General features: G+C 59.0%; 19 protein-coding genes and 2 pseudogenes. 12 read left to right on the top strand and 9 right to left on the bottom strand.

Annotation, left to right across the window (positions count from 1 at the left end):
* Positions 1-5: 5 nt before the first annotated feature.
* The 5 genes from EOS_RS15880 (at position 6) to denD (ending at position 5426) form a co-directional block, all read left to right on the top strand.
* Positions 6-653 (top strand): DUF4286 family protein, encoded by a 648-nt coding sequence (locus EOS_RS15880; protein WP_047847618.1) that lies wholly within the window; start codon positions 6-8, stop codon positions 651-653.
* Positions 654-675: 22 nt separating this feature from the next.
* Positions 676-1545: a fumarylacetoacetate hydrolase family protein gene (locus tag EOS_RS15875; protein WP_047847617.1), complete on the top strand. Its 870-nt coding sequence runs from the start codon at positions 676-678 to the stop codon at positions 1543-1545.
* A 150-nt stretch (positions 1546-1695) separates the two neighbouring features.
* Positions 1696-2976 carry an MFS transporter gene (locus tag EOS_RS15870; RefSeq protein WP_047847616.1) on the top strand — a complete coding sequence of 427 codons (1281 nt, stop codon included), beginning with the start codon at positions 1696-1698 and terminating at the stop codon, positions 2974-2976.
* Positions 2977-3012: 36 nt separating this feature from the next.
* Entirely contained in the window at positions 3013-4260 is a 1248-nt protein-coding gene (locus tag EOS_RS15865) for a porin (RefSeq protein ID WP_087881953.1), read from the top strand.
* 170 nt (positions 4261-4430) lie between these two features.
* On the top strand, positions 4431-5426 hold the full coding sequence (gene denD, locus EOS_RS15860) for a D-erythronate dehydrogenase (RefSeq protein WP_047847615.1): 996 nt from the start codon (positions 4431-4433) through the stop codon (positions 5424-5426).
* A 590-nt stretch (positions 5427-6016) separates the two neighbouring features.
* Here the strand turns inward: denD and EOS_RS15855 are convergent.
* From EOS_RS15855 to EOS_RS15845, 4 genes and pseudogenes are all read right to left on the bottom strand, one after another.
* Positions 6017-6439 (bottom strand): annotated as a pseudogene (locus tag EOS_RS15855) (transposase); the annotation flags it as partial.
* A 98-nt stretch (positions 6440-6537) separates the two neighbouring features.
* The gene (locus tag EOS_RS15850) at positions 6538-7266 is read right to left on the bottom strand and encodes a glutathione binding-like protein (RefSeq protein WP_047847614.1); all 729 of its coding nucleotides are present in this window, start codon (positions 7264-7266) and stop codon (positions 6538-6540) included.
* Entirely contained in the window at positions 7259-7453 is a 195-nt protein-coding gene (locus EOS_RS46265; RefSeq protein ID WP_152693126.1) for a hypothetical protein, read from the bottom strand. The genes EOS_RS15850 and EOS_RS46265 overlap by 8 nt, the downstream gene beginning before the upstream one ends.
* 23 nt (positions 7454-7476) lie before the next feature.
* Positions 7477-8127 (bottom strand): hypothetical protein, encoded by a 651-nt coding sequence (locus EOS_RS15845; protein ID WP_235442832.1) that lies wholly within the window; start codon positions 8125-8127, stop codon positions 7477-7479.
* Between the two features lie 81 nt (positions 8128-8208).
* Between EOS_RS15845 and EOS_RS15840 the strand changes: the two are divergent.
* Positions 8209-8778, top strand: a pseudogene (locus EOS_RS15840) (ABC transporter ATP-binding protein); the annotation flags it as partial.
* A 32-nt stretch (positions 8779-8810) separates the two neighbouring features.
* On the opposite strand, the gene EOS_RS15835 reads toward EOS_RS15840, so the two are convergent.
* The 3 genes from EOS_RS15835 to EOS_RS15825 form a co-directional block, all read right to left on the bottom strand.
* Positions 8811-9224: a RidA family protein gene (locus tag EOS_RS15835; RefSeq protein WP_047847613.1), complete on the bottom strand. Its 414-nt coding sequence runs from the start codon at positions 9222-9224 to the stop codon at positions 8811-8813.
* Between the two features lie 86 nt (positions 9225-9310).
* Entirely contained in the window at positions 9311-10549 is a 1239-nt protein-coding gene (locus EOS_RS15830) for a YlbE family protein (protein WP_047847612.1), read from the bottom strand.
* 7 nt (positions 10550-10556) lie between these two features.
* On the bottom strand, positions 10557-11273 hold the full coding sequence (locus EOS_RS15825) for a GntR family transcriptional regulator (RefSeq protein WP_326972929.1): 717 nt from the start codon (positions 11271-11273) through the stop codon (positions 10557-10559).
* A 318-nt stretch (positions 11274-11591) separates the two neighbouring features.
* On the opposite strand from EOS_RS15825, the gene tauA reads away from it, so the two are divergent.
* Genes tauA through EOS_RS15800 form a run of 5 tightly spaced genes read left to right on the top strand, consistent with a single transcriptional unit; the run spans position 11592 to position 16102 of the window.
* Entirely contained in the window at positions 11592-12593 is a 1002-nt protein-coding gene (gene tauA / locus EOS_RS15820) for a taurine ABC transporter substrate-binding protein (RefSeq protein WP_047847610.1), read from the top strand.
* Positions 12594-12597: 4 nt separating this feature from the next.
* Complete coding sequence (locus EOS_RS15815; RefSeq protein ID WP_047847609.1) at positions 12598-13371, top strand: taurine ABC transporter ATP-binding protein; 774 nt, start codon at positions 12598-12600, stop codon at positions 13369-13371.
* Positions 13372-13373: 2 nt separating this feature from the next.
* Positions 13374-14216 (top strand): taurine ABC transporter permease TauC, encoded by an 843-nt coding sequence (tauC, locus tag EOS_RS15810; RefSeq protein WP_047847608.1) that lies wholly within the window; start codon positions 13374-13376, stop codon positions 14214-14216.
* A complete protein-coding gene (locus EOS_RS15805; RefSeq protein ID WP_047847607.1) occupies positions 14213-15754 on the top strand; it encodes an FAD-dependent oxidoreductase in 1542 nt (513 codons plus the stop codon). The genes tauC and EOS_RS15805 overlap by 4 nt, the downstream gene beginning before the upstream one ends.
* 15 nt (positions 15755-15769) lie before the next feature.
* Complete coding sequence (locus tag EOS_RS15800; protein ID WP_047847606.1) at positions 15770-16102, top strand: 4Fe-4S dicluster domain-containing protein; 333 nt, start codon at positions 15770-15772, stop codon at positions 16100-16102.
* 31 nt (positions 16103-16133) lie between these two features.
* On the opposite strand, the gene EOS_RS47080 is transcribed toward EOS_RS15800, so the two are convergent.
* Positions 16134-16295 carry a hypothetical protein gene (locus EOS_RS47080; RefSeq protein WP_160312500.1) on the bottom strand — a complete coding sequence of 54 codons (162 nt, stop codon included), beginning with the start codon at positions 16293-16295 and terminating at the stop codon, positions 16134-16136.
* Between the two features lie 54 nt (positions 16296-16349).
* Between EOS_RS47080 and EOS_RS15795 the strand changes: the two genes are divergently transcribed.
* The gene (locus EOS_RS15795) at positions 16350-17321 is read left to right on the top strand and encodes a D-2-hydroxyacid dehydrogenase family protein (RefSeq protein ID WP_047847605.1); all 972 of its coding nucleotides are present in this window, start codon (positions 16350-16352) and stop codon (positions 17319-17321) included.
* A 33-nt stretch (positions 17322-17354) separates the two neighbouring features.
* Here the strand turns inward: EOS_RS15795 and EOS_RS15790 are convergent, their stop codons facing one another.
* Entirely contained in the window at positions 17355-18179 is an 825-nt protein-coding gene (locus EOS_RS15790; RefSeq protein WP_047847604.1) for a MetQ/NlpA family ABC transporter substrate-binding protein, read from the bottom strand.
* Between the last annotated feature and the right edge of the window lie 339 nt (positions 18180-18518).

The following is an 18518-nucleotide window of genomic DNA, read 5'->3' as shown; positions in this document are numbered from 1 at the left end:
TCTTCATGTCTTTGCTAGGCAAGGCGGCAGTTCTGATCTGGAATGACGTGATCGAAAACGAGCGGGAAGCTTTCTACGAATGGCATGACAAGGAGCACATCCCCGAACGCCTGTCAGTTCCGGGCTTCATGCGCGGACGGCGATATCGGGGAGATCGCAGCCACGGTGCGACCGAATGGCTGACCATGTATGAAGCGGACCATCTCGATACGTTGACCAGTCCCGCCTACCTAGCGCGCCTGAACGATCCAACGCCTTTGACGCGCCGTACGGTCAAGGCGTTTCGCAACACTGCACGCTCGATCTGTCGGGTGTTGCGAACGTCAGGCCAAAGCACGGGCGGTCATGTGCTAACGCTGCCGATAGCGGAGGATTTCGAAACGCAGGCGCTTGCCTGCCTGCTGGAAAAAACCAGTGTGCTTGCCGCGCACGTATTCGTAGCCGACGAGACAGCGAGCAACATCGACACCAAAGAGGCACGAGAACGTGAGTTCGTCGTGCCGAAAAACGTGTTGTTCGTGGAGACCTCGACGATAGCCGCTGCGTGGCGGGTGTTCGACGACTTGAGAAGCGGTTCGGCGGTGGAATCGGCCGCGGCGGAAGGCGGGCAGTCCGGTGTGTTTTCCCTTGAAATCAGCCGGCTGCCGGCATAAAGACAACCCCAAAGGAGTGTAAATGAAACTGTTGAGATTTGGCCAGAAAGGGCTGGAAAAACCGGGTGTCCTTGATTCAAAGGGCCGTATTCGCGACGTGTCTTCTCTATGCGAGGACTTTTCGCCCGCATTTTTTGCGAATGGCGGCGTCTCGCATCTGCGTGGCGGCGATATCGAAAGCATGCCGATCGTGAAAGACGATCAGCGTATCGGATCGTGCATAGCGCAGCCTGGTAACTTCATTGCCATCGGCTTGAATTACGTGCAGCATGCGATCGAAACGAACGCTCCGATTCCAGACGAACCCATCATCTTCAACAAGGCACCATCGTGCATTTCTGGGCCGAACGATCCCGTGGTCTTGCCGCCCGGATCCACGAAGTGCGATTGGGAAGTCGAAATCGCCGTGGTTATTGGCAAACAGGCTCTTTGTGTACCGGAATCAGAAGCGCTCGACTACGTCGCAGGATATTGCGTCTGTAACGACGTCTCCGAGCGGGAGATGCAGCTCGAGCACGGTGGCCAATGGGTCAAAGGCAAGATGTTTCCGACATTCGGTCCGCTCGGCCCGTGGCTCGTCACACCAGACGAACTCGGCGACGTCCAGAACCTGGGACTTTGGCTCGAACTCAACGGAGAGCGGATCCAAAATTCCTCGACATCGGACATGATTTTCAATCTCGCGCTGATCGTCTCGTATGTGAGTCGCCACGTCCTGCTGCAACCCGGCGATGTGATCACGACTGGAACGCCACCGGGAGTGGGTCTAGGTATGAAACCCGAACGTTACCTCAAGCCTGGCGATGTCATGGAACTTTCGGTGAGCGGCCTTGGTGTGCAAAAGCAGACTGTCATTGCATTTGAGGAATCGCTGCTGGCTGTAAGCAAATAAGAAAATCATAAGAATAAAAAATATACGATCGTTCATATTAATTCGGATACCTATGTTAAGGATTCGGAAAATGGAGACAGGTATGAAAACCGTACTGTTGGTAAGCTGGACGTCAAGCGTCGCTCTTTGCGATAGTGCAAGGAGATCATTATGAAATCGAGCGAAGCAACGCCGGTGGTTGCCGGTTCGATGCCATGGTATCGAGATATCACGGCGGCGCAGTGGCGTGTGTTAGCCGCTGCCTGGGGCGTCTGGGTGATGGATGCCGTCGACTTTCTGGCGATCACCTTCGTGCTGCGCGACATCGCATCGGAGTTTAATGTCCCCCTTAGCACAGCGTCTCTATTGCTGTTTGCAACCTATGGGGTGCGCTGGATCGGCGGACTCATGTTCGGTAGCCTCAGTGACCGGATTGGCCGCAAAATTCCTCTTGTTATCACGCTTGTCTGGTTTACCGGAGGTGCCGTCCTGACGGGGATGTCCTGGAGTTTTGTCTCCCTGGCCGTATTCCGCTTGCTGCTCGGTTTTGGTATGGCTCCGGGTTTCTCTCTTGGCGCAACAATGGTGGCGGAGTCATGGCCAGAGCGGCACCGAGCGATTGGGATCGGTATTCTCGATACAGGGTGGGGACTTGGTGCAATCGGGGCAGCGATAGCCTATGACCTGGTATATCCGCACTTTGGCTGGCGTGGGATGTTTTTTGTGGGCGTGATTCCAGCGCTTTTGCTGGTCGTGTTCATTCTTCTATTCGTCCCCGAGTCGCAGGCCTTCCGCAAGGGAGCAAAGCACGTGCGGGTACCGTTGCGTGACAACCCGGCAGTGATCTTGTTTCGTCGTTACCCCAAACGGGTCGGCTATCTCGCACTGCTGATGCTCGTGCTGTGTTTTGGGTCATGGCCCTTTCAGGGGTTGTTTCCGACCTACCTGAAGTCGCTATCGTTTGAGCCGCTAACCATCACATGGCTCACGATGACCTCCGCAGTCGGCCAGGTGTTCGGATTCTTTGCCTCTGGATTCATCGCGGAGCGCCTCGGTCGACGCGCAGGCATTAGCGCCATGCTCGGTGCCGGGGCGTTGTCTGTCGTCGCACTAGTCTATAGCGTCAACTATCTCTTGCTTGCCGAATGCTTCGCTTTCCTGAGCGGTTTTTTCCTGGTCGGATCATCGGGAATCTGGGGAACAATTCTTACAGAGAATTTACCGCGGGAAGTACGAGCGTCGGGCGTCGGCTTTCTCTACAACATCGGCGTGGTGGGCGGCGGCATCGCGCCTTATATCGTCCTCTCGACGGTCAAGGCGGCCAGTATGACCATCGCTCTGGGCATCGCTGTTTTCACGATCGTTGCCGCGCTGGCAGCCATCGTGATTCTGCGCTCGGTTCGCGAAACCAAGGGGATGCAGTTAAGTGAAATCGATGGGGGCGGTCATTAAGCCGATAACCAACAAGAAAACAAAAGGAGATAAAGAATGAAGAGCTATATCGAAAGGCAATCGCTGATTCCCCGAATTCTGGTTTTTGCGGGTCTCGGTCTTGCCGCCGCTCCCGCGCTTGCACAAAGCAGCGTCACGTTGTACGGAGTCGTCGACGATTCGATAATCTATCAGAGCAGCCAGAGCACGTTAGGCTCAACGAGCGGCGGTCGTTCCAACATCAAGATGGTTTCGGGGATCTGGTGGGGCGACCGTTGGGGTATCAAAGGTGCGGAGGACCTCGGCGGTGGCACAAAGGTGAATTTTCAGTTGGAATCGGGTTTCAACATTGCTACCGGCGGTCAGCAATTTACGAACGCGATGTTCGGGCGCCAGGCATGGATCGGAGGGTCCAACCCGGAGTATGGATCTCTCACGATTGGCCGCCAGTATACGCCTTACTACACTCTGGTCACCGCGCCTTATGGGCCAACTCTATGGCTAACGGGCGGGATTGGAGCACATCCGGGAGATCTCGATCAAATGGACCTCGACTACCGGGCAAACAGTTCGCTAGTCTATGTATCGCCGAAGTTTTACGGTGTGACAGTGGGCGCTTCGTATTCTCTGGCGGGTGTGCCCGGCAGCATTTACAGCGGTTCGACGTGGAGCGGAGCTTTGCAGTATGCATCCGGACCACTGGGCATCGGCGCGGCATTCGAGCGCATCAACAATTCAACGAGCGGTGGTGGCGTATTTGGCACGGATTCCACAACGACCACCGGTGGTCAGTCGGGAGTGTCTGCTGTCACCAACGGCTATCAGGGAGCGCAAGCGCAGCAGCGTTTCGCGGTCGCCGGCCTGTGGACGTTCAACAGTTCATGGGACGTCTCGGTATCGTACTCGAACGTCCAGTACATTCCAGGTATTAACTCGAAGTTTTCCGACACAGCGGTGTTCAACACGGAGGGCGCTGTGCTGCATTACAAAGCGCTACGGGACCTGGACCTTGCAGGCGGCTACAGCTATACGCGGGCGTCGAAGGCGAACGGGATAACTAGCGCGGCCCAGTACCAACAGGTCACGCTGTCCCAGTACTACACGTTATCAAAGCGCACTGGGCTTTACGCATTGCAGGCTTATCAGCGCGCGAACGGCAACACGCTGGGTACTCCGTCCTTCGGGACGGCGACCGCAACGCCACAAATCAACGCCACTGCAGCGATGGGCGACGCCTTCCAATCGACCCCGTCATCTTCGCGAAGCATGGTTGCAGTCGTCTTCGGCATCATTCACCACTTCTAGAATATCCAATGAAGTGGGGAAACAGGCAATTTCATCGCTTGCTGGCAGAGGAAGCATGGGATTGATTTTTTCGTTGAATTCTCGATTCGTCGGGCAAAGGCGCTTGGCATCCGAGCGTTGGTCCGGGCTCGATATTTCATCATTGCAATGACTCTTCGCTACATCCTGATATGAAAATTCTGATCACCGGCGCAGCCGGATTCCTGGGACAAAGGCTTGCGCTCCGACTGCTAGAGCGCGGCGAACTTATGGACGCGAACGGTAATCGCCAACCTATTACCGAACTCGTCCTACTTGATGTCGCACATTCTTCCCACTCAGGCGACTCGCGCGTGCGTGTGGAAACGGGAGACATTGCTGACCGATGTTTGCTGGAGCGCGTCATTACCGTTGAAACGGCGGCAATTTTTCACCTTGCTGCGATCGTCAGCGGGCAGGCGGAGGCGGATTTCGATCTTGGCATGCGCATCAACCTTGACGCCTCGCGCTTGTTGCTCGACGTTTGCCGCGAACGGGATCACAAACCCCGGGTACTCTTCACGAGTTCGGTCGCAGTGTATGGCGGCACGCTGCCACCGGTCGTGCGGGATGACACGGCGCTTCATCCACAGTCGTCTTATGGAACGCAGAAGGCAATGGCTGAACTGCTGCTGTGTGACTACACGCGGCGGGGTTTTGTCGATGGGCGAGTGCTTCGGCTTCCAACCATCACCGTACGGCCTGGGAGGCCGAACGCGGCCGCGTCGTCATTTGTGAGTGGGATCGTCCGAGAGCCGCTTAGCGGACAGCGTTCCGTCTGTCCAGTTGATGCGAGAACCCCCCTCTGGCTGCTCTCACCCGAGCGAGCGATCGAATCTCTCATCGCGGGGTGCGAACTTGATCGTGAATTGCTCGGGACGTGGCCAGTCGTTAACCTGCCAGGCTTGTCGGTCAGCGTCGCTGAAATGGTAGAAGAGTTGAGAAGAATAGCGGGAAACGATGTTGCCGACCGAATTGACTGGCAGATCGATTCGAGAATTGAGCAAATCGTGGGCAGTTGGCCCGGGTCCTGGGAGACATCCCGCGGGGAACGATTGGGCTTGGCTCCTGACCAGGATTTCGCTGCCATCATTGGGGCTTTTATTAACTCGCGGAACTCTTCAGATCCGGTAAGCGGCGGCTACTGATCGCGGACCTCGTGTTCCACTGTAAATCTTTAAGACCATCGAACAACGCAGCTAATGACACGAGCCGGAAAACGGAGACTGTGAAAAAGCGATTTTGATTTCTTCATCGCGTCATCTTACGTGACTGGCTCAACAACCTGACACCCATTAGCCAGCCGAAATCAAGGACAGAATTCTCCATCACGAGGTGTCGTTGGTGATGCTCTGTGATATCACCAATGACACCTCGTGATGGGCCTGCAATCCTGCTGCCGCGCTCGTTACGGATTCAAATCGTGCCCGGGTTTTCGTTCAGTTGGCTGCGAACTGAGTCGTGCCAGACACCCATCGGGATCAAGCAGGTGCAATGCAACTGGTAGCTGCCCTGGCGGCATAGGCCGCCCCAGAAAATCATCGGTACCAGACCGTGTCCAAAGGTAATTTGACAAAAGCCTTGGCTATCTCACGTCACGTGAGCGCCAGTCCTGAAGTGGCTCACGGTCTGGACGACCCAGTCATCCGCAAACAGGGGGTGGCGCAAGACAGGTGTCCAATCAATGCCTTGGCTGCAGGCTAGTCAGGTTACTGGCTCGCCCGCTTGCGTCGAACCATTAAGTAAAACATCGCGTCACATCAAACGATTGCTGCTCGCGCAGCATGTAGTAACAGGCACGCGCAAGTTTGTGCTCCACCGCCTTGAGCGCGACGACCCGGTTGGTTGCGCGCTGCTCGCGCTCATAGCAACGACGCGCCGGCGGGCATTGCATTAATGCAAAGTTCGCCGCCTCAATAAACGCCCATGCCAGATACGCATTGCCGTTGCGGGTGTTGCCTTCACCTTTCTTCCTCCCGTTACTTTGCCGCACGCTATCGACGCAGCGACAGTACGAACTGAACTGGCCTACTTCGGCAAAACGTGCCACCGTTCCAGTCTCCAGCATGATCACCGTCGCAAGCCTTTCACCAATTCCAGGCACCGTCTTCAGCAGGTGAAACTCGGCACGTAGCTTGACGCGCTCGGTGAGCCGTTTCTCATCCATCATTACTCGATGCCCCATTGCTTACAGGATGATCTGACGCATCGTCTGTTCGAGACCGGCGTGACGTGCATGTCTCAGCGGGCTTTGCCGCTTTAAATCGAGGGCGCAGGACGGGCGCGCTGGTTGTAAAGAATCTTGCGGCGGCGTTCCTGTTCCTCGGGCGTGACGCTGGCGGGATCTTCCGGCTCTCCGGCCGTCACCGCCAAACCTCGTTGCACCGCCGGCCGCTCGGACAGTTCCTCGAACCAGCGTTTGAAGTGGGGGAATTCGGCCAGGTCGATGCCTTGTTGCTGCCAGGAGACCGTCCAGGGGTACGACGCTATATCCGCAATCGTGTATTCGTCGCCGGCCAGGTAGCGGCGATCATACAGGCGATTGTTCAGCACTCCATAGAGGCGGTGGACCTCGTCGTTGAATCGACGCCGGGCGTACGTTTGGTCGCCAGCGCTTTCCGGGACCCGCGAGAAGTGCCCGCGCTCGCCGAACTTCGGCCCCTGGTTGGCCATCTGCCAGACCACCCACTGGGTTACTTCATACTTGGCTTGAACATCGTGTTGAGGCCAGAAGCGGCCTTCCTTTTCGGCCAGGTAAAAGAGGATCGCCCCGGACTCGAATACGCTGACCGGCGAGCCATCGCGCTTCGGTTCAGTGTCGATAATGGCCGGCATTCGGTTGTTGGGGCTGATCGCGAGAAACTCATCCTTGAATTGATCGCCTCGGCCGATGTTCACCGGAACAATCGTGTAGGGAACACCCAGCTCCTCAAGGAGAATGGTGACCTTCTTGCCATTCGGAGTTGGCCAGTAATGGACTTCAATCATGAGCTTGCTGCCTTTTAGTGATCTGCCGCAAACGGCACAGTGCGTCTGGTCGCTGGCCGAAGAAGATGATGGTGCGGAATTCAATGCTCTGCCAAAGCGGCGTGCCGGGCGACATCAGCATGACCAATCGCCGTGACTCACCCGTGCTGCGGCGGATCAAATACTTTAGATCGTCGGGGATGTTCATGGAACGACTAAATAGTCGTTTGTTTAGCGCGATTTTTGAATAACGATCCGGCGCGTAGCCAGGTCATATGCCGGCGGGCGTCGCGCTGCGCTCAGTGCTGGATGCATGTAGACAGTCTGGATCAGACGGCAGTCAGGACGGGAAATATTGGTTCGCCGGACTTGCGAGCCCGTAATAGCCGCGCAAGGTAGTGGCCTCGTGATTGCGGCGGAACAAACCGCGCCGCTGCTGGATTGGGACGACGTGATCGATGAACGTATCGAGTTGTGTCGGCAACACGGGAGGCATGACGTTGAAGCCGTCTGCGGCGCGGCTTCCCACCCAGTCTTCGATAACGTCGGCCACACGCTCAGGTGAGCCTGCAATCGTGAAATGCCCGCTGCGCCCGCCAACTGATGCAGCAGCGCGCGCAGCGTGGGATGCTCGCGCGCCACGAGACCGGTAATCACCGCTGCGCGGCTCTGCGCCGCCTGCACGGTGGCGGGGTCCGGAAAATCGTCCACGGAGAGGGGCTGATCGAGGTCGAGGTGCGAAAAGTCGAATCCGCCAAAGCGGTTTGACAGACGGCTCAATCCAACACTGACGTCGGTCAGGCTGTTCAGCTCTTCGAGCAGCGCACGTCCTTCGGCATCGGTTGAACCGATCGCTGCGCTTATCCCCGGCAGTATGACCACATGGTCGGCGGCGCATCCTTGAGATGTCGCCGCGGTTTTCAGATCGGCATAGAACTCGCGATCCTGGTGAAGGGTGTGGATGTCAGCGCGTTGCGGGGTGAGTCGTTGCGTCTGTTTCGCCGGAAGATTCAATTGGTGTATCAGAACCCGTTCACGTCGCTTGATCCGACCCAGACGGTGTTCCAACTGATCGAAGAACCTTTGCTGAACTTCGATCGACCGCCGAAGGCGGAACGGCAATGTCAGGTGGAAGCCGTGACCGAGCGCGTGGCCCTGCCGCTCTCAGTGCTGCAACGCAAACCTCGGGCCTTGTCCGGGGGGCAGAGGCAACGGCTCGCCATCGCCCGTGCGCTGATACTGAATCCATCCGTTCTGGTCCTGGATGAGGCCACCTCCGCCCTCGACGTCACCGTGCAGGCGCAGATCCTGAGTCTCCTGTTTCAATTGCAGCAAGAGCTGGGATTGACCTACCTGTTTATCACGCACGACCTGGACACGGTTCGCAAACTTGCACATTCGGTGTCGGTTCTGCACGCGGGGCAGCAGGTGGAGTACGGCGCCACGACAGAGCTGTTTCAGCACCCGGCCAGCGATTACACGCGCGAGTTGATTCTCGCGATTCCTGAGGCCCCGGCCTTGCATGCGGCTTGAGATCTTTCCGGGTAAGGCGCAGGTGCACGAGCTCAGGGCTGTCGATAGCAGACCAGATCAATTTCGACGAGCGCCGCCCTGCCAAGGCGTGCCACGCCGACGGTGGTGCGAGAGGGCAGGCTGACACTGTCTTGCGGAAAATAGCGCGTGTAGATCGCGTTGAACGCGGCGAAATCACGGTCGAACTCGCTGAGGTAGATGCGCACGAATACGGCATCCTCGTAACCATATCCGGCATGTCTCAAGATACGGGTGAGGTTCTCGAAGCAGACGACTGCTTGCTCTCCGACGCCTTCAGCAGGCGCTGCGGTGGGCGCGTCCGGGTCCGTTGGAAGCTGTCCGGTGACGTATAGCCAGCCTGCTGCTTGCACAGCATGCGAATACAGCGAGGACGGCGGCGGCGGGCTTGCATCGGCTACGAAGTGGTGGATTTTATCTGCGGACATAGAACGGGTGCGTAGAAATGAGGGTTGCTGGGGTAGGGTCACAGCGGCTACATTTGTTCACGAGATGCGGCCGCAAGGCTGCCTGCTTATGCCTGCCCCACTGCACTGAGCGCCTGCTCGAAGCAACTGAGCGGGGCGCTCGCCACGCCGATTCCAATCCATCCTGTTGCGCCGTCGCGATGGGCGATGCCGGTGTGAATCCGCACGGGACTTTGTTCCTCAACCACTCGCTGTGCATCAAGGCCGAGTCCTGCTTTTTCCGATCCAGCCAAGGCAGGCGCGAATAAGGGATGGGCGGACCAGAACAGCGCCCGCATCGAACGCCCTGCGGCTTCTGATTGCGGCCAGTCTCGCAACATGATGCGAGCAAGCTCCGGCGAGCAGTGCGATACCGCGCCGCCAAGGCCGAAGGTTTCCATGATCGCACTGTCGCCAAGATCGCGCTGAGCGTCGTCACGCGAATGCGGCGCGAAAAAATGTCCATCAGAGATTGTTGCCGGCGCACAGAACCAGCGCTTGCCCATGCCCGCCACGCGCACGCCGCACGAGGACCCGTTGCGCGATATTGCCGTAACGATGGTGCTATCAGCGATCCCTTCCGCCTGATCAAGGGCAAGTTTTGCGGCGGCCATCGCGTAGTTGAGGAAATGCTGAGGATTCCAGAGCAGCCAGGAGCAAACCGAATTCTCGAGGCTTGCAAGCTGACGCGCGAACGCAAACATGCCACCGATGTTACGTTGATGCACGTCGTCACCCAACGCCAACCCTTCTGCAATGAGTGGCAAAACGGGCACTCCGCCTGGCGGAAGTGCGCGAGCAATCGCGGGTCCGACTATATCGTCCAGGTAGCGCAACCCTGCTGCTACATGCGCGTCGTAACAGCCAAAGCGCAGCACGCAGCGGCCCGCCTCACCAAGGGTTGCATATGTGACTCCTGGACCTGTGCGGTTCTCGATGCGCATGACAATCTGGCTCGGCCGCACGACACCGCTCATTGGCGAGACAGTGCCCAGGTCATGATTGGCACGCAGGCGGATTTCGCCACGCAGAATGCTTGATCGTGCTGCATCCAGGGTGCCGGCCCAGCCTTCGTACACCGCTGCGCCGGCCAAGGCGTTCAGTACCGGGGCAGGGATCTCGGCGAGTTCGTCGAATGGCGGACCGGCGTGGCCGAGTTCGCCGTCAGCGAGGTTCAGTGCGTTGGCCGCGCGCTCACAGCCAGCCAGCACGGGCTGCGTCGCGGCGACGCGTTCCACCACTTTCTGGTTGGCGATGCGTCGACGCTCAGGATCCACAGGATAACTAACGCTGGCAGACTTATTCATGGGAAGGTCATTGTTGTGCGGCTCGTTTTGACGCAGGATCACGGTCGATACGCATCCGGTACTGAAACGCGTCGCCGCGAAAGTGCAGGTACTCGAACAGGATTGGATGGCCGTGTGCGTCGAACACATGCCGCTCGATTCTCAGTATTGGAGTAAGCGGCGCAAGCCCCAAGGCAGCGGCGGTTTCTTCGTCCGCGGGAATGGCATCCATTGCAACGTTCGCATGATTGACGCGAACCTGGCTGCGTTCTTCAAGAAGACGAAAGATATCCTGGGTCGCGAGGTCGGCGCTGGTTAACTGTCTCGCGAGTGGTTCGCCAATATAGGTGGTCTCGAACGAGATGGCTTCTCCGTCCAGGAACCGTACGCGCTTGATCTCGGCAACGCGGGCGCCTTCCTCCATATCGAGCCGTGAGCGAATCTCTTCGCGTGCTTCGAGGTAACGCAAGCCTTCGAGCTGGTTGCTGACCTTGTGACCTAGCGGCGCCATTGCCTCGGAAAATCCCTGCAAGGCGTCGACGTTCTGATAGGCACGCGGCGGCGAGACAAACGTGCCGCGTCCATGCACTTTCTTGACGAGTCCCTCCTGACGCAGCGCTTCAAGCGCCTGCCGCACAGTGATGCGGCTTACCTCAAACATGTCGCACAACGCCTGCTCGGTCGGAAGTTGTGTCTCGGGGCCATAAGTGCCGTCGAGCATGCGCGCGCGAAGATGTTCTTTCACACGTTTGTACAAAGGGGAAGTGGAATCCTGAATGAGCATTGACGGTAAGTTATCGCTTTAGATGTTATGACAACAAAAAAGAAAGCAACACAAGTTTAACGGCTTTTATACCTGCTGAGGGATCGCGAATACATCAATCTCAGTGTCTCGAGACAGGCTGTCTAAAGCTATAAAACCGCTAAGTAAGTGAGGATTCGTTGCTTTGAATCGGGGTTCGGTCGTTCCTATACTGCAATACCTGGACCGTTGTTATTACAACATGATTCACGGGCGCTTATTCATCCGCCTTTCTGCATGTCATTAACGGAGCTGTAAAGCATGTTCAAGCATCTGATCCGCGCAGCCGCGCTGCTGGCGTTGGCGAGCAGCTTCACATCGGCGGCCCTCGCGGCCGAAAAGACAGTCGTCATCGGCTATCAGACGGACATCGAGCCGTCCAAGATTGCACAAGCGGAAGGGCTCTATGAGAAGGCCAGCGGCTACAAGATCGACTGGCGAAAATTCACTAATGGTGCCGACGTAATTGCAGCCATGGCGTCGGGCGACGTACAGGTCGGCTTCACGGGCAGCAGTCCGCTTGCCGCGGGCGTCACGCGAGGCCTGCCGCTCGAAACCTTCTTCATTGCGGCCGAGATCGGCACCGCCGAAGCGCTGGTCGTACGCAACGGCAGCAACATTACGAAGCCGGCGGACCTGATCGGCAAGAAGGTCGCGGTTCCGTTCGTCTCGACCACGCATTACAGCTTGCTCGCAGCACTCAAGCACTGGGGCATTCCGGCGAACAAGGTCACCATCCTGAACCTGGCGCCGCCGGAAATTGCCGCCGCATGGCAACGCGGCGACATCGATGCCGCTTATATATGGGATCCGGCGCTCGGGAAGATCGCGAAGACGGGCAAGGTCCTGATCACATCCGCGGACGTACGCAAATGGGGCTCGCCTACGTTCCTCGCCTGGGTTGCCCGCAAGGATTTCGCGCAGGCCCATCCGGACTTCCTCGTGAGCTTTGCGAAGGTCACGGGCGTGCAGAATGCCGCGTATCGCAAGGACGGTGCGACGTGGAACGCCGATACGTTGCAGGTGAAGGAGATTGCCCGCATCAGCGGTTCAGACCCGGCGGACCTGCCTGCATTATTGCAAGGGACGACCTTCCCGCTGCTCGGCGAGCAGACGACGCCAGCCTTGCTCGGAGGCGGCACGGCCAAGGCGCTCGCCAATACTTCTGCGTTCCTCAAGGAACAAAAGCGCGTGGATGCCGTTCTGCCTGACTATGCGCCGACCGTCACGGCTTCCAACGTGACACAGGCAGAGGGAAAGTAATTCGATGATCCGGATCGACTCACTCAGCGTTGCGTTCGATACTCCGCGCGGACCGCACACGGTTCTCTCGGAACTCGATCTCGTCCTGCGTGACGGGAGCTTCACTGTCGTGCTCGGTCCGTCCGGCTGCGGCAAGACCACGTTGCTCAATGTGGTCGCGGGGTTCATCGCACCGTCGGCGGGAACCGTGAGTCTTGACGCAAAGACGGTCACGGGACCGGGTTCCGAGCGCGGCATGGTGTTTCAGGACGATGCGTTGCTACCCTGGCAGAACGTCGAGCAGAACATTGGTTTCGGGCTGGTCCTCGCTGGCGCGCCACAGGCGCAGCGGCGCGCGACCGTGTCTGCGCTGCTCGATCTCACCGGCTTGACAGCCTACGCCCGGTATCCGCTCTGGAAGATCTCGGGCGGTATGCGTCAGCGCGTGGGCCTCGCGCGCGCACTCGCTGTCGATCCCCGTTTCCTGCTGCTCGACGAGCCGCTCGGCGCACTTGATTCGTCCACCCGGCTGAAGATGCAGGAGTATTTGCTCACGCTCTGGAAACGATGCGGCAAGGGCATGGTGATGATCACGCATGACATTTCCGAAGCGCTGTTCATGGCGACCGATCTGGTCCTCATGCGCGCGAATCCCGGGCGGATTGCTTCGGTCCAGCGGCTCGATTTCGGCGAGCGTTTCGTCGCGAGAGAAACGTCTCGCGCCATCAAGGCCGATCCGGCGTTCTTGCGCCTGCGCGACGACATCGAGAGCCAGATTTTCGCCGACGAAGAGGAATAACCATGAGCGATATCGAGCAGGTGGCCGGCTATCCGGCGTCCCGCCTGGAGCCCTCGGCACCGGCGCGTCGTCGTTTGCCGCTTAACCGGCACCGGCTGATCAGTGTTGCGACCGTCGTGGCCGTGATCGCGTTCTGGAGTATCGCTACCCGGCTTCAGCTCGTGAGTCCCGTGTTCCTGCCTTCGCCAGTAGCGATAGCCCGCAAGTTCTTCGATGTCTCCGTGAACGGTTTCAGCGATGCCACGCTCTGGCAACACACGGTCGCAAGCCTGTCGCGGGTGTTTGCCGCGCTGGCGCTGGCAGTCGTTACCGCCGTGCCGCTTGGCGTGCTGATCGGGCTCAATCCGACCGCGCGCGCAATTGCGGATCCGCTGATCGAATTTTATCGGCCCGTGCCGCCGCTTGCGTACCTGCCGCTGATCGTGATCTGGTGTGGAATTGGCGAGCCCTCCAAGATCCTGCTGATCTGGCTGGCTATCTTCGCACCCCTGACCATCTCCACTCAGCAAGGCGTGCGACGGGTAAAGCAAAGCCGGTTGCGTGGCGCTCAGGCGTTGGGCGCGACGCGCTGGCAACTCATTCGCTACATCGTCGTACCCTCGGCCGCTGCAGATGTGCTGACGGGAATTCGCGTGAGCCTCGGAGTGGGCTGGTCGGTGTTGGTTGCGGCGGAGCTGATCGCCGCCACGCGCGGCCTTGGCTTCATGATCCAGTCGGCGGCGCAGTTCCTCGTCACCGACGTGGTGATCATGGGCATCATCGTTATTGCGTTGATTGCGGGCCTGTTCGAATGGGGATTGCGATATCTCCAGCGCGTGCTGGTGCCTTGGGAAGGACACGCATGAGCGATACGCATTCGGTGGCTGCGAGCATCGTTCTCCAGGCGGACGTACTCGTACTCGGCGGCGGTCCGGCGGGTACATGGGCCGCGTTGAGCGCGGCACGCCAGGGCGCACGCGTCGTGCTTGCGGACAAGGCTTATTGCGGCACGTCCGGCGCTGCTGCCGCGTCGAACAACAATGTCTGGTACGTCAGCGACCCGGCGCGCCATGAAGCCGAATTCGCCGAGCGCTACCTTTGCGGCGGAGGTCTTAGCGAACGCAGTTGGACCGGCGCGCTCCTGCAGGGCGCGGTGCAGCAATTGCATTTGTTGGCCGAACTTGGCTATCCGTTCCCGAAGACAGAAGCGGGCACCATCAACTACGCGACCTTGCGAGGACCTGACTACATGCGCTTCATGCGCTTGCAGATCAAGCGAGCCGGCGTGCAAATTCTTGATCACAGTCCGATGCTCGGCCTGCTCGGCCATGAGGGTCGCGTGGTGGGGGCTCATGGCGTGTCGAGGGGCGGGGGGCGATGGCAGGTCCAGGCCAACGCCACCGTGATGGCGACGGGCGGCTGCGCGTTCATGAGCGGTGCGCTGGGCACGAATGTGTGCACCGGCGACGGTCATCTTGCAGCGGGAGAGGCGGGCGCGCGGTTTTCGGGTATGGAGTTTTCCAACCAGTATGGGCTGGCCTCGAGTCACTCGTCCGTCACCAAAGGGCTCCCTTTCGTATGGAGCACCTACTCGCGCGAGGACGGCAGCGAGATTCCAATCATCGACGACGAGCCGTTCGTCTCGGTCGCGAGAGTATTGACCGAGGAACCGGTGTTCGCCGTTTTCGACCGGGCCAGCAAGGACATTCAGCATTGGCTGCGCAGCGGCCAGGCCAATGCATTCCTGCCTTTCGATCGCAAGGGTATCGATCCTTTCACGCAGCGATTTCCGATCAGCTTGCTGCTTGAGGGCACGGTGCGCGGGACCGGCGGCATCCGGCTGAGCGGGCGGGATTGCGCGACCGACGTGCCCGGCCTCTATGCGGCAGGCGATGTGACCTCCCGTGAGGTTGTGGTCGGCGGTCGCACGGGCGGAGGCTCGCCTAACTCGGCATGGGCGATCGTGACAGGAGCGTGGGCAGGCGCTGCCGCCGGCGCTTTCGCGGTTGGACAACGCTCTCACGCACCCGTGCCGTTGCGGCCCGCAACAGACATGCCTGCGCTCTCCGATCCGCAGCTCTCGCGACAGGTGATTGAACAGTACGTCTGGCCTTTGCAAACCAATCTCTTTCGCAACGCAGCGGGTCTTGGCGTTGCGCTCGACGCGCTTGAGCGCGCGTGGCATGAGCCCGCGGACCATGCTGCAGCGGCCGCGCACGCGCGGTCCGCGCGCGCGATGCTCTACGTGGCCCGCCTAGGGTATCGAAGCGCGCTGCGCCGCACCGAGTCGCGTGCCCTGCATCAGCGCACCGATTTTCCCGCGCGCTCAGACGCCCAGCATTACCGGCAAGTGGTCGCCGGCATCGATACATTTACGTTCGTAACAGAGGCCGTTGCGAACTAGCCAAGGAAAACGGTCTTGATCGAACTTATCAGCGAGTCCCGTTGCACGTCCTGCAATCGCTGCGTGGAGGTATGCCCGACAGGTGTTTTCGATGCGGTCGATGGCGCCATACCCGTCATTGCCCGGCCGGACCAATGTCAAACGTGCTTCATGTGCGAACTTTATTGTCCCGTGGATGCCATGTATGTCGACCCGTGCGCAGATGGGCACGTCACGGTGTCAGAAGAAACGCTCATCGAACAGGGATTGATGGGCAGCTACGCGCGCTCCCTCGGCTGGAAAAAAGCGCGCGCTGGCGGAACAGAAAATGATCTGACGCATCATCTGTTCGAGATCGGTGTGACATGAACAAACGTAACACCGGAATACATCGTCGCCGTTAGCGTCGTGGGCTGCGGCTTAGCAGAAGCAACACGAGATGATGCAGATTGCCGCCGGCGTATCCGGTGGCCTGATACTGGGCAATGTTGATCCGGACCCGGTCATTGGCAAGCAGCGGGTTTTGCGCCGACGAGCTATTCTCCTGGCGTGCCATCTTCAAACGGCGTCCACTATGTCAGCGCTCACTACCCTCCCTAACAACAGGACCCAACCCATGGCAGATTCCACCGTCGCGCGCATTGCAGTGCTCGATGACTATCAGCAGGTCGCCAGTGGGCTCGCTGATTGGGCGAGCCTCGCGCCGCGAGCGCAGCCGGTTTTCTTTCACGACCATGTCGCCGACTCCGATGCACTTGCCGCGCGCCTCGCACCATTCGACGTAGTCGTGCTGATGCGAGAGCGCACCCGGTTGGACGCCGCGCTGCTCGCGCGCTTGCCCCTTCTCAAGCTGATTGTCACTGTCGGCATGTGGAACGCAGCGATCGACCTGCATGCCGCCCGCGCGCAGCAAATCGTCGTATCGGGGACTACGGGCGGTGACTCTGCGGCTACGCCGGCGCTCACCTGGACGTTGATCCTCGCCATCACGCGCAACCTGCATGCAGAAGCTACCTCAGTGCGCGCGGGTGGCTGGCAGGTCGGCCTCGGCGTGGACGTGAACGGCAAGACCCTCGGTTTGCTGGGACTAGGCCGTATCGGGCAGGCGGTCGCGCGCCTGGGTCAGGCATTCGGGATGCGCACGATCGCCTGGAGCGAAAACCTGACGACCGAGCGGGCGGCGGAACACGGCGTTGAACGTGTCGACAAAGACCAGTTGTTTCGGGACGCGGATGTGCTGTCCATTCACCTGAAACTCGGCGATCGCAGCTTGGGGATTGTCGGCGAGCGGGAATTGGCGCTAATGAAGCCGAGCGCTTATTTGGTTAACACCTCGCGTGGGCCGATCGTTTCCGAAGCAGCGCTAATTGAAGCACTGCAGGCACGGCGCATTGCCGGCGCGGCACTCGACGTGTTCGATGAAGAACCGCTTGCGCCTCACCATCCGTACCGGTTCCTGCCCAATGTGCTCGCCAGTCCCCATATTGGCTACGTCACCGAAAACACCTATCGCGCCGCCTTTTCGCAGATTGTGGAAGCGATCCATGCGTGGCTCGACGGCACGCCGGTTCGGGAATTGCCACTCTGACCCATGTGGCAGGGATTGGAACAGACCGGTCGTTCAGCGCAGGTAGTCGGGCCGCGTGAATCCCTTGAATCGCTCGTCTACCACGCGCCTGAACTCGGGAGACTTATAGGCGTTGGCGATGTCCTGAACATATGGTTTATCGATGTCGACACCACGAACCGCGACGAGGTTGAGGTAGTGCGGCGGAATCTTTTCGAGCAACAACGAGTCGGTAAGCTTCAACCCGGCGGCCAACGCAAAATTGCCGTTGATGAACGCGTAATCTACGTCGTCCAGGGAGCGGGGCAGTTGCGCGGCATCCAGCGGCAACAGCTTGAGCTTATGCGGATTGGTGGCTATGTCCCGCTCGGATGAAGTGACCGGATTCGTCCCCGGTTTGAGCGTAACCCAGCCGATCTGTTCCAGCAGCACAATTGCACGCGCCTGGTTAGTGACGTCATTGGGCAGCGACACAGTCGCGCCGTCCTTCACGTCCGCAAGACTTTTGAATCTGTGACTGTAGACGCCGATCGGTGCGGTCGGGACCTTGATCAGTTCGGAAAGCTTGAGATTATGTTCGTCGGAGAATTTCTTCAGGTAGATCTCGTGCTGAAACGCATTGGCGTCGAGTGCGCCGTCCGCCAGGGCAAGATTGGGTTGCACATAGTCGGTGAATTCGACAATGCTAACCTTATAGCCTTCCTTCTCCAGCACGGGTTTTATGCCATAGCGGATCTGGTCGGCATATGGACCCGCGGTTGCGCCGAAGCGGATCTCTTGTTTCGCGGGATCTGCGGCATGTGCCAACGTCACCGCGGCTGACATAGCCGACATAGTCGACATGAGCAGGAAAGCACGAATGCCACGCATCAGATTCATTTTAATCTCCACATCATTGCCTTATTCGCAGCAACGCCGTGAGCTTTCGAAGGCTCTTGACGCTTACTCTTTCAGGAAGCCGACGCGAAGATAAGCGAATCAAATTCCGGCGCAAAGAAAGCAATTCTGCTTTGCTAAGAATTGGATGCGTTTTCGGTCTTGAGTGGCGACCAAGCGGACTAGCCATCGGGTGGCAATCAATCGCGGTGCAGCGATAAGCCAAGCTGCTGTTGTCAGTTGGGGAGCCGCGGCATGCGTCCCACGATCAAATCGTCTCACCCGCGACACGCCTGTTATTGGTCCCCCCAGGCGGTACAGAAGACTCCCGGCATGCGTAGC

Source organism: Caballeronia mineralivorans PML1(12), assembly GCF_001028175.1.
Classification (GTDB): Bacteria; Pseudomonadota; Gammaproteobacteria; order Burkholderiales; family Burkholderiaceae; genus Caballeronia; species Caballeronia mineralivorans.
This window is presented reverse-complemented; position numbering and strand designations above follow the sequence as displayed.